Here is a 15,371-nt window from a genome sequence, read left to right as displayed (position 1 = left end):
AGGGCTGGGGATCATAAAGAAAACCATCGGGCTTTCACAGAGGAAAGTATCGTCACCCAGCCACTGACAAGCCAGTAATTAGCATGTCATGCCAACCGCGAATACCCATTTAGTTATAGATATGGTTTCACCCCATCACAGGAATGCCGGCTTTCGCCTCCGCCTGTCTGGCGATCGCCTCCGTCATGCCCTGGAAGATGAAGAGGTGGAACGGCAGCATGGCGAGCCAGTAGGCCAGTCCCCAGGCCCCCTGTGGATGCCAGTGGGCCGTCACCTTGAGCCGGGTCAGCCCCGACTCCTCCGGCAGTATGTTGAACTCCAGCCGGCCCACGCCGGGGGCCCGCATGTTGAACAGCAGATCCAGCCTGCGCCCCTCGTCCACTCCGAGGATCTGCCAGGAGTCCAGCATGTCCCCCTTCACGAAGCGATCCGGGTTGGTGCGACCGCGGGTCAGCGCCGGGCCGCCGATCAGGTGATCCATCCATTCGCGCACCACCCACAGCTGATTCATGTAGAAGTAGCGCTGCTCGCCCCCCAGCTGCTGCAGTACCTGCCACACCACCTCGGGCGAGGCGAGGCAGATGGCATCGCCGCTGGCGGTGCGGTCATAGAAACCGTACTCGGGATGGCGCCAGCGCAGGCCGAGCGGGGTCTCCTCCCCCTGCTGCTCGGCGCCCAGCTGCTGCTCCAGGGAGAGGCTCTCGGCCAGCGCCTCGTCGAAGCTGAGCAGGGTTTGTGGCAGCAGGGCCCGCAGCGGGCCGTCGTCGGCCGGGATGTCGTGCTTGAGGCCACCCACCAGCGCCTTGGCCACCGGCTGTGGCACCGAGGTGACAAACTGCAGCCACCAGGCGGAGAGGCGCGGGCTGAGAAACGGCAGCGGGATGATGGGGCAGCGCTTGCCGATATGGGCGGCGAACTTCTGCAACTGCTGCTGATAGCTGAGCAGCTCGGGACCGGCGGCATTGAAGATCTGGCCGTCCACCCCATCGGCCTCCACCAGTCCGCCCAGATAGTGCAGCAGGTTGGAAAGCCCAATGGGCGGCGTACGCGAGCGCACCCACTTGGGCGTCACCATCATCGGCAGGTTGAACACCAGATCCCGCATCACCTCGAAGGCCGCGGAGCCGGGCCCCACTATGATGCCGGCGCGCAGCTCCACCGTCGGCACGCCGGCGCCCCGAAACAGCTCGCCGCAATAACGGCGGGAGTTGAGGTGGCGGCTGTTGCACTGCTCAGGCTGGATCGCGCCCAGATAGATGATGCGACGCACCCCGGCGGCGCGGGCGGCGGCGGCGAAGTTCTTCACCCCCTGCTGCTCCAGCCGGTGGAAGTCGGCCCCCGCCCCCATGGCGTGCACCAGATAGAAGACGGTGTCGATGCCGGCCAGGGCGGGCAGCAATGTGATCGGCTTGAGGCTGTCGGCAAGGCGAAACTCCACCCCGGGCGGCAGACGGCAGGGGCGCCGCGCCCCGGCAATCACCCGATAACCCAGTTCTTGCAGATGGGGCACCAGGTAAGAACCTATGTAGCCCGCCGCCCCCATCACCAGACAATCACGCATCTGCACACTCCCTGTCTTGCCCATGTTACCGCCCCTCATCTTCGCCTCTGCTCCCGCAAAGGGAGAGAGGAGAGTCCCACCATAGGGCAAAGCGGGCCGTTACAGAACGCCGACCAATAAAAAAGGCGCCCATTGGGCGCCTTTTTCAGAATTCTTCAGAAGTAGAATTACTTCTTGGTGGTCATCGCACCGAAACGCTTGTTGAACTTGTCTACGCGGCCGCCGCTAGAAACTTCTTTCTGCTTGCCGGTATAGAACGGGTGGCACTCGGAGCACACGTCCAGGTTCAGATCTTTACCCAGGGTAGAGAAGGTGTTGATGACGTTACCGCAAGAGCACTTGGCGGTGATGGCTACGTAGTCAGGATGGATACCAGCTTTCATGGACAACCTCAATTATCAGGCCGTGTCGCTATCCGATCTTCTGTCGGACACCACACGATTGTTGAACACAGTTTCAAAGGCTGCGAATAATATAGGAAATGCCTGAGTTCAGGCAAGTGGCTTCGCAGAAAAAATAGGCAATCTCTGGTGAATTCTTCCCAAACGCTGGATCTGGTTCGTGTGGCTGTGCCGGTGCCGTTACGCCGTCACTTTGACTATCTCTCCCCCCTGCCTTTGCCTGCTCCCGGCTGCCGGGTCGAGATCCCGTTCGGCCCGCAAACCCTGGTCGGGCTGGTGGTGGATCACCCGGCCGACAGCCAGGTGCCGCGCAACAAGCTCAAGCCGATCAAACGCGTGCTTGATGGCGCTCCCGTGCTGGGGCCCGACATTCTGGCGCTGATGAACTGGAGCGCCAGCTACTACCAGCACCCGCTGGGGGAGGTGCTGCCCCACGCCCTGCCGGTGCTGGTGCGCAAGGGGGAGCCCGCCGCCTATCGAGAGCTGGAGTTCTGGTTCGCCACCGAGGCCGGCATGGCGGTCGATCTCAACGAGCTCAAGCGAGCGGCCAAGCAGCAGCAGGCGCTCGCCCTGCTGCGCAAGGGGCCGCAGACCCCCTCCGCCCTCAAGCAGGAGGAGATCCAGAGCGCCGCACTCACCGCGCTGGAGAAGAAGGGGCTGCTGGAGAAGCGTTCGCTGGAACCGAGCCATGACGGCGACTGGGTTGCCCGCTTCGAGCCGGGTGAGGGGCTGCGCCTCAACGGCGAACAGGCGCTGGCGGTCTCCGCCGTCACCAGCCAGAGCGACCAGTTTGGCGCCTTCCTGCTGGACGGCATCACCGGCTCCGGCAAGACCGAGGTTTACCTGAGCATCCTCGAGCCCCTGCTCAAGGCAGGCAAGCAGGCACTGGTGATGGTACCCGAGATCGGCCTCACTCCGCAGACCATCAACCGCTTCCGGCGCCGCTTCAACGTGCCGGTGGTGGCGATGAACTCCGCCATGAACGATCGGGAGCGGCTCGACGCCTGGCTCGCCTGCCGCGACGGCGGTGCCGCCATCCTGATCGGCACCCGCTCCGCGGTGTTCACCCCGTTTCACAACCTCGGCATCATCATCATCGACGAGGAGCACGACGGCTCCTTCAAGCAGCAGGACGGTTTTCGCTACCACGCGCGGGATCTGGCGGTGATGCGGGCCCATCGTGCCGGCATTCCCATCCTGCTCGGCTCGGCCACCCCGTCGCTGGAGACATTGCACAACGCCCGCAGCGGCAAGTATCACCACCTCACGCTCACTCGCCGCGCCGGTAACGCCCAGACTGCTCGTCAGGTGATCCTGGACATCAAGAACGTGCGGCTGCAGGCCGGTCTCTCCCCTCAGCTGGAGCAGCTGATGGCGGAACATCTGGCGGCGGGCAACCAGGTGATGCTGTTTCTCAACCGTCGTGGCTATGCCCCGGCTCTGATTTGCCACCAATGCGGCTGGAGCGCCGCCTGCGAGCGTTGTGACGCCTGGTACACCTGGCACCAGGCCGGGCGGCGGCTGCACTGCCACCACTGCGACAGCGTCCGACCCCTTCCCCACCACTGCCCCGAGTGCGGCAGCAACGAACTAATCGGCTCCGGCGTTGGCACCGAACAGCTGGAGCAGCTGCTTAGCACCGTGTTCCCGCAATATCCGGTGGTGCGCATCGATCGGGACAACACCCGTCGCAAGGGGGAGTTGGAAACCCACCTCGGCGACATCAAGGCGGGCAAGTACAAGATCCTGATCGGTACCCAGATGCTGGCCAAGGGCCACCACTTCCCGGATGTGACGTTGGTGGGGCTGCTGGATGTGGATGGCGCCCTGTTCAGCGCCGATTTTCGCGCCGCCGAGAAGCTGGCCCAGCTCTACACCCAGGTGGCGGGCCGCGCCGGCCGCGCCAGCAAGCCGGGGTTGGTGGTGCTGCAGAGCCACCATCCGGAGCACGCCCTGCTGCAGGATCTGACCCAGAACGGCTATGGCCACTTCGCCGACACGGCGCTGAAAGAGCGCCGCCTGCTGGGGCTGCCACCGTTCAGCTATCAGGGGCTGTTTCGGGCCGAGGCCAACGGCCGCGACGAGGTGCAGCTGTTCCTCAGCCGTCTCGCCGATACCCTGCGCAGCGCCCGCTATCCCCATGTTCAGGTGCTGGGGCCCATCAGCGGCTTCATGGAGCGCAAGGCGGGCAAGTTCCGCATGCAGTTGCTGGTGCAGGGGCCAAACCGGGCGCCACTGGCCCAGTTGCTGGATTGGGCGGTGAAGGAGCTGGAGGGGTGGCCCGAGACCAAGCGGGTGCGCTGGAGCCTCGACATCGACCCCACCGAGCTGAACTGAGTCGGATTCTGGTCGCTGATGGTGAAGCGCCCGCTGGCGCGCGGCGTCAGCGACCGGGTTTGCCATGCGGGTGCAGGGGTCAGACCCGCAGGTCGACCTGCTGCACCCAGCCTCCCTTGCCCTGCTCGGTCACATAGAGACCGGACTGGCGCAACACCCCCTGATTGCAGCTTTCCCCCAGATGGTTGAAGGGGGTATCGAGAGGATGCAGCAGGATGGCGCCGATCCCCAGCTCCACCAGGGCGATGGGGGACTGTTCCGGCTGCCAGAACTGCAGCGCCGAGAACTGGCTGTCCCGCTCGTCCAGCACCCCGTTGCCATCCTCATCCAGGGTCGCCAGCTCACCAAAACCGTTGCCAGAGCGGGCCCCAAACAGCTCGCCACCGTCATCTATGGTGCCGTTGCCGTTGCGATCCAGCGCCACGAAGCCGCTCCCTTCACTCAGGCCGGGCAGGCTGTCCGCCTTGCCATCCTGATCGATGTCGAAATTGACCCGGGCGTCGGTCAGGCCGGCTATCTTGCCGTCCAGGCTGAGCACCAGCGGATCCTTGAGGGCATTGAGGGTGGTGCGGCGCTGACTGATGTCGAGCTGGCGCCAGTCCAGCACAAAACCGAGATCCAGCTGCAGGGTCTGACCATCCTGGGTCTGCAAGTTCGCCGCCGCCACCACGTTGAGCTGCTCTTTTTGCAGCAGACTGTCGGTCACCTCCACCAGCTGATCCGGCTCGGTGGCGGACGGGGTCCCCTCACCCGTCGGCACGGGGACTCCCTCCGCGCTCTGGTCGGCCGGTTTGATCGGGTCCGGCAGCTCTATCTCGTGGCCCAGCATCGCCTCGATCATCAGCTTGATGAGCCGCTGGCGGTTGTCGAGCCCGTCGTTGGGAATGCCATCCTGTTCGCCCTTGCCGGTCTCGGCAGGCTTGGCGGGGGCCGGTGCGGGGGCCGCTGGCACCGGGCCGGCAGCAGTGCGGCTGGCCATCTGCAGCGTCAGCAGGCTGCTGCGGGTGAAGGTGAGCTGGCTGCCGCCGGCAGCGGGCGTCGAGTCCGCCGGCGCCGTGGCAGGGGACTGCGCCTGGCTGGCAGCCGGTACGGGGCCGAGCCGGCGCACCTTGCGGGACTGCGCCTGTTGCTGCAGGTATTGCACCTCCCCCTGGAGGTCGTAGTGATCGATGCGCATATCTTCGCCCTCGGCGCCATACATCTGGTCAGTTATCGACCAGTTGCCGAGGGGGGCTTAACACCGATTGGCTATATCAGGGGGCTGCTGCATCGGCATCCGCACATAACCGCCCCCGCTGGCGGCAATGAAAAGGGAGGCCTGAGCCTCCCTTGTCGTTCATGTTGTCACCGTGGTCATTGCGCCGGTTGGGAGACACCTTCCAGCCGCACTTCCACCCGCCGATCCGGTGCCAGACAGGCGATCAGCGCCGGTTTGGAGCCGCTGCTGCAGTTGTTGCCGGTGATCGGAGAGGACTTGCCGCGCCCCTCGACCCGCACCTTGTCGGCAAACAGTCCCTTGGCGATCAGGTAATCGGCGACGCTGCGGGCGCGCTGCTCGGAGAGCGCCTGGTTGTAGGCGTCGGAGCCTATGCGATCGGTGTGGCCGATCACGGTTGCCACCCCGTCTTTCGGATTGGCCGCCACTATCTGGCTGAACAGGTTGTCGAGCGCCTGGCTGGCAGCCGGCTTGAGGGTCGCCTTGTTGAACTCGAACAACACGTCCGAGCTCAGGCTGAAGGTCTTGGGCACCACCACCACGGCGGGAGCAGGCGCCGCAGCGGGGGCCGGTGCGGGCGCCGCCACTTCGCCGCCCTGCTGGCCGAAACGATAGAGCATGGCGAAGGCCAGCATGCCGTTGTCCATCTCGATGCCGGAACGATCGAGGGAGGTATCCCCGAGCGGGGTGGTGTACTGGTATTCGAGGCGGGCGGCCCAGTCACGGTCAATGGCGTATTCGGCCCCCAGCGCCCCGACGAACACGGCGCCATGCTTGTTGCCGGTATCCTTGATGAAGTCGGTGGCCGTCTGGGCCGACAGTTCGCTGTTGGTCCAGGCGTAACCGCCGCCGATCCGGCCGTAGAGATCCAGCGCATCGTTGACCGGGAACCCTATCTTCATGGTGGTCTGGATCATCTGGCTCTTGGCTTCCCCTTCCACCCTCACCCCGCTCAATTCGCCGGACGAGGTGTACTTGCCGAACCAGTCATAACCGAATTCGAAGCCCAGGTTGGGGTTGAGCTGATAGCCGGCAAAGGCGCCCAGCCCGAGCGTATCCTTGCTGGTGCTGGTGTTCTGCAGCGCCCCCAGGGTGTCGGAGACGACCTGCTTCTGATCCACGTCGAAGAACTTGGACCAGCCGGCCTTGCCGCCGGCGTACCAGGTGTTGTCCTGAGCGGCAGCCTGCACGGCCCCGCTGACGAGCAGGCCGCTGACCAGCACGGCAAGTATCGATTTGTTCATGGTGAAAGCCTCTGCAATGAGTCGTGATGGGCGCTCTTGCGCCTCTCTTCCCTGATGGGGCAAACCCGGCCCCGTCCATCAGGTTATCCCATCTGTTGCCAGCCTCAAATGACTTGGGACTCAAGAGTGTGAAGCGCCCGGCATTCCCGGCAGGAAAACGCCCCATGCAGGGGGTATCCGCGGATGTGCCGGCCAGCGCCATGAAAAAGGGAGGCCAATGGCCTCCCTCTTGCTGCTTGCAACCCACCTAGCTGGCCAGAAACAGCCGGTAGGCGGGGTCGTCGCTCACCTCTTTCCAGCCGTAGCCAATCTCGTGCAGGTAGTCGTGGAAGGCCGCCACGTCTTCATCAGGCAGCTCGAACGCACAGAGCACCCGGCCATAGTCGGCACCGTGGTTGCGGTAGTGGAACAGGCTGATGTTCCAGCGACAGCCGAGGGTCTCCAGAAAGCGCATCAGGGCGCCCGGTTGCTCCGGAAACTTGAAGCTGTAGAGGCGTTCACCGAGGGGCCGGGCCGGGCGGCCGCCAATCATGTAACGCACGTGGTTCTTGGCCAACTCGCTCTCGGTCATGTTGACCACCGGATAGCCGTTGCCGCCGAGCTGATCGATGATCTGGCCCAGCTCCTCGTCACCGCCGGTGAGGCGCACCGAGACGAACAGCGACGCCTGCTCGGCATCCGCATAGCGATAGTTGAACTCGGTCACCATGCGCGGCCCGAGCTGACGACAGAAGTCGAGGAAGGCCCCCTTGCGCTCGGGGATGGTCACCGCCAGCATGCCCTCACGCTTCTCGCCGATCTCGCAGCGCTCCGACACGTAGCGCAGGCTGTGGAAGTTGACGTTGGCGCCGGACAAAATGGCCGCCATCCGTCCCCCTTTCACTTGCTCCCGCTCGCTGTAGGCCTTGAGGCCCGCCAGCGACAGGGCCCCCGACGGCTCGGCGATGGCGCGGCAGTCGTCGAAGATGTCTTTGAGCGCGGCGCAGATCTGGTCGTTGGAGACGGTCACCACCTCGTCCAGATACTGGTTGCACAGGCGGAAGGTCTCCTCGCCGATGCGCTTGACCGCCACCCCGTCCGCAAACAACGAGACCCGCTCCAGATTGACCGGCTCGCCGGCCGCCAGCGCGGCTTTGAGGCAGGCGGAACCCTCCGCCTCCACCCCGATCACCTTCACATCCGGCAGCAGCTGCTTGATGTAGACCGCCACCCCGGCGGCCAACCCGCCACCGCCCACCGGCACAAACACGTGGGTGAGGTGGGTATCCTGCTCCAGCAGCTCCTTGCCGATGGTGCCCTGCCCGGCGATCACCTCGACGTCGTCAAACGGCGGGATCAGGGTGTAGCCCTCCAACTCGGCGAGGCGGCGGCTCTCGCCGTAGGCCTCATCGAAGCTGTTGCCAAACAGCATGACGTTGCCGCCCTGACGGCGCACCGCGTCGATCTTGATGTCCGGCGTGGTCTTGGGCATCACGATGATCGCCTTGATACCGAGCTTGGCGGCCGACAGGGCGACCCCCTGGGCGTGGTTGCCGGCGGAGGCGGCGATGACGCCGCGCGCCTTCTGCTCCTCGGTCAGGGTAGCAATCTTGTGGTAGGCACCGCGCAGCTTGAAGGAGTGGACCGGTTGCAGGTCCTCCCGCTTCAGGCTGACGTGATTGCCGAGCCGCTCGGAGAGTTTCTTCAGGGTTTGCAGGGGGGTGACCCGCGCCGCCTCATAGACGGGGGAGAGCAACACCTTGCGTAGATAATCCGCCGCAGAGACCATGGTTTATTCCCCCAGCAGAGTGCGATCGCGCACCGCACCTTTATCGGCACTGGTGGCGAACATGGCGTAGGCGCGCAGGGCAAAGGAGACCTGACGCTGACGATCGAGCGGCTTCCAGCCACGAGCCTCGACGGCGACGCGGCGGGCAGCCAGCACGCTGTCGGCTACCTCCAGCACCATGCTGCGGGCCGGGATGTCGATGTTGATGATGTCGCCGTCCTCCACCAGACCTATGGTGCCGCCGGAGGCCGCCTCCGGCGACACGTGGCCGATGGAGAGACCCGAGGTGCCGCCGGAGAAGCGGCCATCGGTGATCAGGGCGCACGCCTTGCCGAGCCCCATGGACTTGAGATAAGTGGTGGGGTAGAGCATCTCCTGCATGCCTGGGCCCCCTTTCGGGCCTTCGTAGCGGATCACCACCACTTCACCGGCCTTGACGGTGCCATCCAGAATGCCGGTGACCGCCGTGTCCTGGCTCTCGAATACCCGGGCCGGGCCACGGAAGGTGAGGTTCTCCTCATCCACCCCGGCGGTCTTGACGATGGCACCGTTCAGCGCCAGGTTGCCAGCGAGCACGGCCAGGCCCCCTTCCAGGCTGTAGGCGTTGTCCAGCGAGCGGATGCAGCCTTCTGCTCTGTCCAGATCCAGCTCCGGCCAGCGGCAATCCTGGCTGAACGCCTTGGTGGTGCGAATCCCGGCCGGCCCGGCGCGGTAGAAGTCCACCACCTCCTGACTGGGCTGGCGGCTGACGTCGTATTCGGCCAGCAGCTCCACCAGCGAGGTTCCCAGCACGTTGCGGGTATCCCCGTGCACCAGGCCTGCTTTTTCCAGCTGGCCCAAGATGGCGACCACGCCGCCGGCGCGGTGTACATCTTCCATATGGTACTTCTGGGTGGAGGGCGCCACCTTGCAGAGCTGGGGCACCTTGCGCGACATGCGGTCGATGTCGGCCATGGTGAAGTCGACACCCGCCTCCTGGGCCGCCGCCAGCAGGTGCAGCACGGTATTGGTAGAGCCGCCCATGGCGATATCCAGCGCCATGGCGTTCTCGAACGCCGCCTTGGTAGCGATGTTGCGCGGCAGTGCCGAGGCATCGTCCTGCTCATACCAACGCTTGGCCAGGGTCACGATGCGCTGGCCCGCCAGCTTGAACAGCTGCTCGCGGTCACTGTGGGTTGCCAGCAGCGAACCGTTGCCAGGCTGGGACAGACCCAGCGCCTCGGTCAGGCAGTTCATGGAGTTGGCGGTGAACATGCCGGAGCAGGAGCCGCAGGTGGGGCAGGCACTGCGCTCCACCTGTTCGCTCTGGGCATCGGAGACCTTGGGGTCGGCGCCCTGGATCATGGCGTCCACCAGATCCAGCTTGATGATCTGGTCGGAGAGTTTGGTCTTGCCCGCTTCCATCGGGCCGCCGGAGACGAAGATCACCGGGATGTTGATGCGCAGGGCGGCCATCAGCATCCCCGGGGTGATCTTGTCGCAGTTGGAGATGCAGACCATGGCGTCGGCGCAGTGGGCGTTGACCATGTACTCCACCGAATCGGCGATAAGCTCCCGCGATGGCAGGGAGTAGAGCATGCCGCCGTGGCCCATGGCGATGCCGTCATCCACGGCGATGGTGTTGAACTCCTTGGCCACCCCGCCGGCAGCTTCGATCTCGCGCGCAACCAGCTGGCCCAGATCCTTGAGGTGGACGTGGCCCGGCACGAACTGGGTGAAGGAGTTGACCACGGCGATGATGGGCTTGCCGAAATCCTGATCGGTCATTCCGGTGGCGCGCCACAGGGCGCGGGCCCCGGCCATGTTACGTCCGTGGGTGGTGGTGGCGGATCTCAACTTCGGCATTGTCTCTACTCCCTGAATGCCCAGCGGGCTCATTATCTTTGGAAATGAAAAAGTGACTCTCGGATCGGGAATCGATCCTGGTAAGGGCACAGCGCAGTGCCCTGACCGGAAGCGACTCGGGGAGGCATGACGCCTCCCCTCTCTCATCAGTCGTTGACGGGCGTCAGCCAACCCCACTTGTCTTCGGTCTGGCCGTTGAACAGGCCGAAGAAGGCGTTTTGCAGCTGCTCGGTCACCGGACCGCGGCAGCCAGCACCCACCTTCATCCGATCGACGGAACGCACCGGGGTCACTTCTGCCGCCGTACCGGTCATGAAGATCTCGTCTGCCACATAGAGCGCCTCGCGGGGCAGCGCCTGCTCGCGCACTTCGTAACCGAGATCGCGGGCCAGCGTCATGATGGTGTCACGGGTGATGCCGGGCAGGATGGCGGCAGTAGCGGGCGGGGTAAACAGCACGCCGTTCTTCACCAGGAACAGGTTCTCCCCCGCCCCTTCGCTCAGGTAGCCGTTCACGTCCAACGCCAGCCCCTCGGCGAAGCCGTTGCGCTTGGCCTCGCGACTGATCAGCTGGGAGGAGAGATAGTTGCCGCCCGCCTTGGCGCCGGTGGGAATGGTGTTGGGTGCGAGCCGGTTCCAGGAGGTGACGCACACATCCACCCCGTTTTTCAGCCCCTCTTCCCCCAGATAGGCGCCCCACGGCAGGGCGGCCACCATCAGGTCGGCCTTGGCATCCAGCGGCGGATGCAGCCCCAGCCCCACGTTGCCGACAAAGGCCAGCGGGCGCAGGTAGCCGCTCTTCAGGCCGTTCTCGCGCACCACGGTGCGGCAGGCTTCATTCACGTCGGCCTCGCTGTAGGGGACGTCCATCCAGTAGATCTTGGCGGAGTCGAACAGGCGGCGGGTGTGCTCCTGCAAGCGGAAGATGCAGGTGCCCTTGGGGGTGTCGTAGGCACGCACCCCTTCGAACACCGAGGAACCGTAGTGCAGGGCGTGGCTCATCACGTGCACCTGGGCGTCCTGCCAGGGCACCAGTTTGCCGTTGAACCAGATGTATTGGGGATGAGTGGCGGATTGGGAAGGCTGTGACATTGGCTTGGCTCCTTAAGCTCTGATCCGGGGTTGCTGTTCCAGTGCATCGACCCGGGAAACGTCCACCAGCTTCACCAGCTGGCTCCACAACTGCTGGATGGGACGCACCGACTCGACAGTAACCGTGATCCGCAGTTGTTGGCAATCCTGCTCCATGTTGAGGGCGCAGAGGTTGAAACCGCGGTGACGAACCACCCGCAGCACCCGCTCCATCACTTCGGGTCTGGGCTGGGCATGGATTTGCAAGGTATTGAACTGACTCATGGGCGTTGCTCCATCATCTGGTGGTTGGCGACTCCTGGCGGAACCAGGGGCCAGACGTTTTCTTCCTCTGAAATGGCCACATGCAGCAGGTAGGCACTCTCGCTTGCCAGCAGGCGATCGAGGGCGCCGGCTATCTGGTCCTTGCATGTGATGGTTTCGCCGGGGATGCCGAAGGCGGCAGCCAGGGCGATGAAATCGGGGTTGTCGGAGAGGATGGTCTCGCTGTAGCGGCCGTCGAAGAACAGCTCCTGCCACTGGCGCACCATACCGAGACGCTGGTTGTCCAGCAGCACCATCTTCACCTTGAGCTGGGCCCGGCGGATGGTGCCAAGCTCCTGCACGTTCATCATGAAAGAGCCGTCACCGCTCACCAGTACCACTTCATCCTCCGGGCGCGACATCTTGGCGCCGATGGCGGCCGGCAGACCGAAGCCCATGGTGCCGAGACCGGCGCTGGAGAGGTGGTTGCGCGGGCTGGTGAAGCGCATGTGCTGGGCCACCCACATCTGGTGTTGACCCACGTCGCAGGCCACCACGCTGGTCTCCGGCAATCTGGCGGAGAGCTGCTTGAGCAGCGCCGGAGCATAGATGGGCTGGCCGGGATGGTCGTAGCGAAAGGCATACTCGCGGGCCATGTTCGCGCAGTGCTCACGCCATGGGTCGATGGCAAGGGACATGGCGAGGCGCGGCAGCACCTGTTTCAGATCCTGAGTGATGCCCACCTCGGCGGCGCGGCGCTTGCCGAACTCGGCGGCGTCCACATCCAGATGGATCACCTTGGCTTCGGGGGCGAACTCCTCCAGCTTGCCGGTCACCCGATCATCGAAACGGGCACCCACCACCAGCAGCAAGTCACACTGCTGCACCGCATAGTTGGCAGCCTTGGTACCGTGCATGCCAAGCATGCCGAGATAAACGGGGCTGTCAGGGTCGAGCGCACCGATCCCTTTGAGGGTGGTGACCGCCGGCATGCCGGTGGCGGCGGCAAAGTCACGCAGCTGCTGCTCCGCATTGGCCATGCCCACTCCGCCGCCGACGTAGAGCACCGGGCGCTCGGCGGTGGCCAGCAGGGTGCGGGCGGCCGTCAGTTCGGCCTGGCTCAGATGTTCGGGCTCAGCCACCGCAAACAGCGGGCTCTGGGTTGGCACCTTGGCCAGTTGCACATCCTTGGGCAGGTCGATCAGCACCGGGCCCGGGCGCCCTTCACTGGCGATGGCGAAGGCTTCGACGATGACCTGCGGCAGATCGGCCACGTCAGTCACCATGAAGGAGTGCTTGGTGCAGGAGAGGGACATGCCGAGCACGTCGACCTCCTGAAACGCATCAGTGCCCACGGCAGCGCAGGACACCTGACCGCTGATAGCCACCAGCGGCACCGAATCGAGCAGCGCCTCCGCGAGGCCAGTCACCAGGTTGGTGGCGCCAGGGCCGGAAGTGGCGATGCAGACGCCCACCTGACCAGAAGCACGGGCATAACCCACCGCCGCCATGGCGGCACCCTGCTCGTGGCGGCAGAGCTGGTGGGCCAGGCCACCGTCATACAGGGCATCGTAGACCGGCATGATGGCCCCGCCCGGGTAACCAAACACCTGAGTCACACCCTGTTGCTTGAGAGCCTGTACCAAAAACTGCGCGCCGTTCATCTGGAAAATCCTGTCCTGTGGTCGAAAAAAAACCCCCGAGCTGTGAGGCTCGGGGGTCGCTTGTTTCGTTCTGTCCGGTGGTGGGTCTATCCCTTGTTCCGTGCAGCTAAACGAGCCCCGAGCGGTGAGATAATAATCACCACTAGGACCACAATAATGCTGACGAAACGGGAGGCCATGTTCATAGTTACAACCGGAAATCCTGTGAAATTGGGCGGTTTTTACCGCGAATGGCTATTAGAACTAGCACGGTGTTTTTTATTGGGCAAGCGTTTTTTGCCTGACAAGACTCTGATTTTGACTGAGTCCGAACGCGTCGATTGGAACAAAAAACTAATAAAAAACGGTTAACCAGCATATACATCAAACCAAGGACGGGATTTATGTCATTAGCTGTGGTTTATAGCCGTGCCAGCCTAGGTGTCGCGGCCCCGCAAGTGACGGTGGAGGTGCACCTCTCCAACGGTTTGCCCGCCTTCAACATGGTGGGCCTGCCGGAAACCTCGGTGAAGGAGTCGCGGGATCGGGTGCGCAGCGCCCTGCTCAACGGCAATTTCGAGTTCCCGAGCAAACACATCACGGTCAATCTGGCTCCCGCCGATCTGCCCAAGGAGGGGGGCCGTTTCGATCTGGCCATCGCCATCGGCATTCTCGCCGCTTCCAAGCAGATACCCGCAAAATACCTGCTCGATCACGAATTTTTAGGTGAGCTGGCCCTGACCGGCGAGATCCGTCCCGTGCTCGGGGTGCTGCCCGCCGTGCTCGCCTGCCGGGATGCTGGGCGCACTCTGCTGGTGCCGCGAGAGAACGGCCCCGAAGCCTCGCTAATCCAGGACGCCGAAGTGCGCACCGCCCATCAGCTGCTGGCCGTCACCGCCTGGCTGGCGGGCCAGTACGAGCTGCCGCTGCCGGATCCCCAGACCACGGAGGCCCTGCCCGATGTGCCGGACCTGCAGGACGTGATCGGCCAGTCTCAGGCCAAGCGGGCGCTGGAGATCGCTGCCGCCGGCAGCCACAACCTGCTGTTCATCGGCCCGCCCGGCACCGGCAAGAGCATGCTGGCCAGCCGCTTGCCCGGTATCTTGCCGCCGCTGAGCGAACAGGAAGCGCAGCAGACCGCCGCCATCCATTCCATCGGCGGCCTCACCCCACGCGCCGGTCACTGGCATCACAGGCCCTATCGCACGCCCCATCACAGCGCCTCGGCGGTGGCGCTGGTGGGTGGTGGCAGCCACCCAAGGCCCGGCGAAATTTCGTTGGCCCACAATGGGGTGCTGTTTCTGGATGAACTGCCCGAGTTCGAGCGCAAGGTGCTCGACTCCCTGCGCGAGCCGCTGGAGACCGGCCATATCACCATCAGTCGGGCCGCCCGCCAGGTGGATTTTCCCGCCCGCTTCCAGCTGGTCGGCGCCATGAATCCCAGCCCTTGCGGCCACTATGGCGATGGCCAGACCCGCTCCAGCCCGGATCAGATCCTGCGCTACCTCGGCAAGCTCTCCGGCCCCTTTCTCGACCGCTTCGACCTGACGGTGGAGGTGCCACTGCTGCCCAAGGGCAGCCTGACCGGCAAGGCGGAGCGGGGAGAGTCGAGCCAGCAGATCCGCGAACGGGTGCTGGCGGCACGGGAGCAGATGCTGAACCGCAACGGCAAGCTCAACAACCTGCTTGATAGCCGTGAAATCGAAGAAATTTGCCGCTTATCACCGCAGGATGCCGAGTTTCTGGAGAACGCCATCCAGAAGCTGGGGCTCAGCATCCGGGCCTGGCATCGCATCCTGCGGGTGTCGCGCACCATCGCCGATCTGGCAGGACGGCAGGCCATCGAGAAGGAGCACCTGATCGAGGCGCTCGGCTACCGGGCCATGGACCGGCTGCTGTCGCGGCTGCGCAGCGGCTGATACGGGGCAGGAAGCGACCGCGATGGCCCCTTGCATGGTCTCGCGGGCCATCGGCTGATATTATGGCCACAGATCTGACCACTTGATGGCCCCTTATCGACAG

11 protein-coding genes are annotated in these 15,371 nt (G+C 64.4%); 2 read left to right on the top strand and 9 right to left on the bottom strand.

The window, feature by feature from the left end; all coding sequences use genetic code 11:
• Positions 1 to 127: 127 nt before the first annotated feature.
• Together ACPW75_RS21730 and rpmE are read right to left on the bottom strand one after the other, a co-directional pair.
• Positions 128 to 1,561, bottom strand: coding sequence for a DUF2867 domain-containing protein (locus ACPW75_RS21730; RefSeq protein WP_179101422.1), 1,434 nt, complete (start codon positions 1,559 to 1,561; stop codon positions 128 to 130).
• 167 nt (positions 1,562 to 1,728) lie between these two features.
• Positions 1,729 to 1,944, bottom strand: coding sequence for a 50S ribosomal protein L31 (rpmE, locus tag ACPW75_RS21725; RefSeq protein WP_016352348.1), 216 nt, complete (start codon positions 1,942 to 1,944; stop codon positions 1,729 to 1,731).
• 147 nt (positions 1,945 to 2,091) lie between these two features.
• Here rpmE and priA point away from each other — a divergent pair, with 147 nt between their 5' ends.
• Positions 2,092 to 4,299, top strand: coding sequence for a primosomal protein N' (gene priA / locus ACPW75_RS21720; protein WP_076362181.1), 2,208 nt, complete (start codon positions 2,092 to 2,094; stop codon positions 4,297 to 4,299).
• A 79-nt stretch (positions 4,300 to 4,378) separates the two neighbouring features.
• On the opposite strand, the gene ACPW75_RS21715 is transcribed toward priA, so the two are convergent.
• The 7 genes from ACPW75_RS21715 to ilvG form a co-directional block, all read right to left on the bottom strand.
• On the bottom strand, positions 4,379 to 5,500 hold the full coding sequence (locus ACPW75_RS21715) for a hypothetical protein (RefSeq protein ID WP_179101421.1): 1,122 nt from the start codon (positions 5,498 to 5,500) through the stop codon (positions 4,379 to 4,381).
• A 152-nt stretch (positions 5,501 to 5,652) separates the two neighbouring features.
• Positions 5,653 to 6,759 carry a porin OmpA gene (ompA, locus tag ACPW75_RS21710; protein ID WP_043164013.1) on the bottom strand — a complete coding sequence of 369 codons (1,107 nt, stop codon included), beginning with the start codon at positions 6,757 to 6,759 and terminating at the stop codon, positions 5,653 to 5,655.
• Positions 6,760 to 7,006: 247 nt separating this feature from the next.
• Positions 7,007 to 8,527, bottom strand: coding sequence for a threonine ammonia-lyase, biosynthetic (ilvA, locus tag ACPW75_RS21705; protein ID WP_011707857.1), 1,521 nt, complete (start codon positions 8,525 to 8,527; stop codon positions 7,007 to 7,009).
• Between the two features lie 3 nt (positions 8,528 to 8,530).
• Positions 8,531 to 10,372: a dihydroxy-acid dehydratase gene (gene ilvD, locus ACPW75_RS21700; RefSeq protein WP_077096287.1), complete on the bottom strand. Its 1,842-nt coding sequence runs from the start codon at positions 10,370 to 10,372 to the stop codon at positions 8,531 to 8,533.
• A 146-nt stretch (positions 10,373 to 10,518) separates the two neighbouring features.
• Positions 10,519 to 11,463, bottom strand: coding sequence for a branched-chain amino acid transaminase (locus ACPW75_RS21695; protein WP_024945526.1), 945 nt, complete (start codon positions 11,461 to 11,463; stop codon positions 10,519 to 10,521).
• Between the two features lie 12 nt (positions 11,464 to 11,475).
• Positions 11,476 to 11,727 (bottom strand): acetolactate synthase 2 small subunit, encoded by a 252-nt coding sequence (ilvM, locus tag ACPW75_RS21690; protein ID WP_005306810.1) that lies wholly within the window; start codon positions 11,725 to 11,727, stop codon positions 11,476 to 11,478.
• Complete coding sequence (ilvG, locus tag ACPW75_RS21685) at positions 11,724 to 13,370, bottom strand: acetolactate synthase 2 catalytic subunit (RefSeq protein WP_425904360.1); 1,647 nt, start codon at positions 13,368 to 13,370, stop codon at positions 11,724 to 11,726. Before ilvG ends, ilvM begins: the two co-directional genes overlap by 4 nt.
• Positions 13,371 to 13,753: 383 nt before the next feature.
• On the opposite strand from ilvG, the gene ACPW75_RS21680 reads away from it, so the two are divergent.
• Positions 13,754 to 15,268, top strand: coding sequence for a YifB family Mg chelatase-like AAA ATPase (locus ACPW75_RS21680; protein WP_045525911.1), 1,515 nt, complete (start codon positions 13,754 to 13,756; stop codon positions 15,266 to 15,268).
• Positions 15,269 to 15,371: the final 103 nt, after the last annotated feature.

It is taken from the genome of Aeromonas sp. FL131, from assembly GCF_049860615.1.
GTDB lineage: Bacteria > Pseudomonadota > Gammaproteobacteria > Enterobacterales > Aeromonadaceae > Aeromonas > Aeromonas hydrophila.
This window is presented reverse-complemented; position numbering and strand designations above follow the sequence as displayed.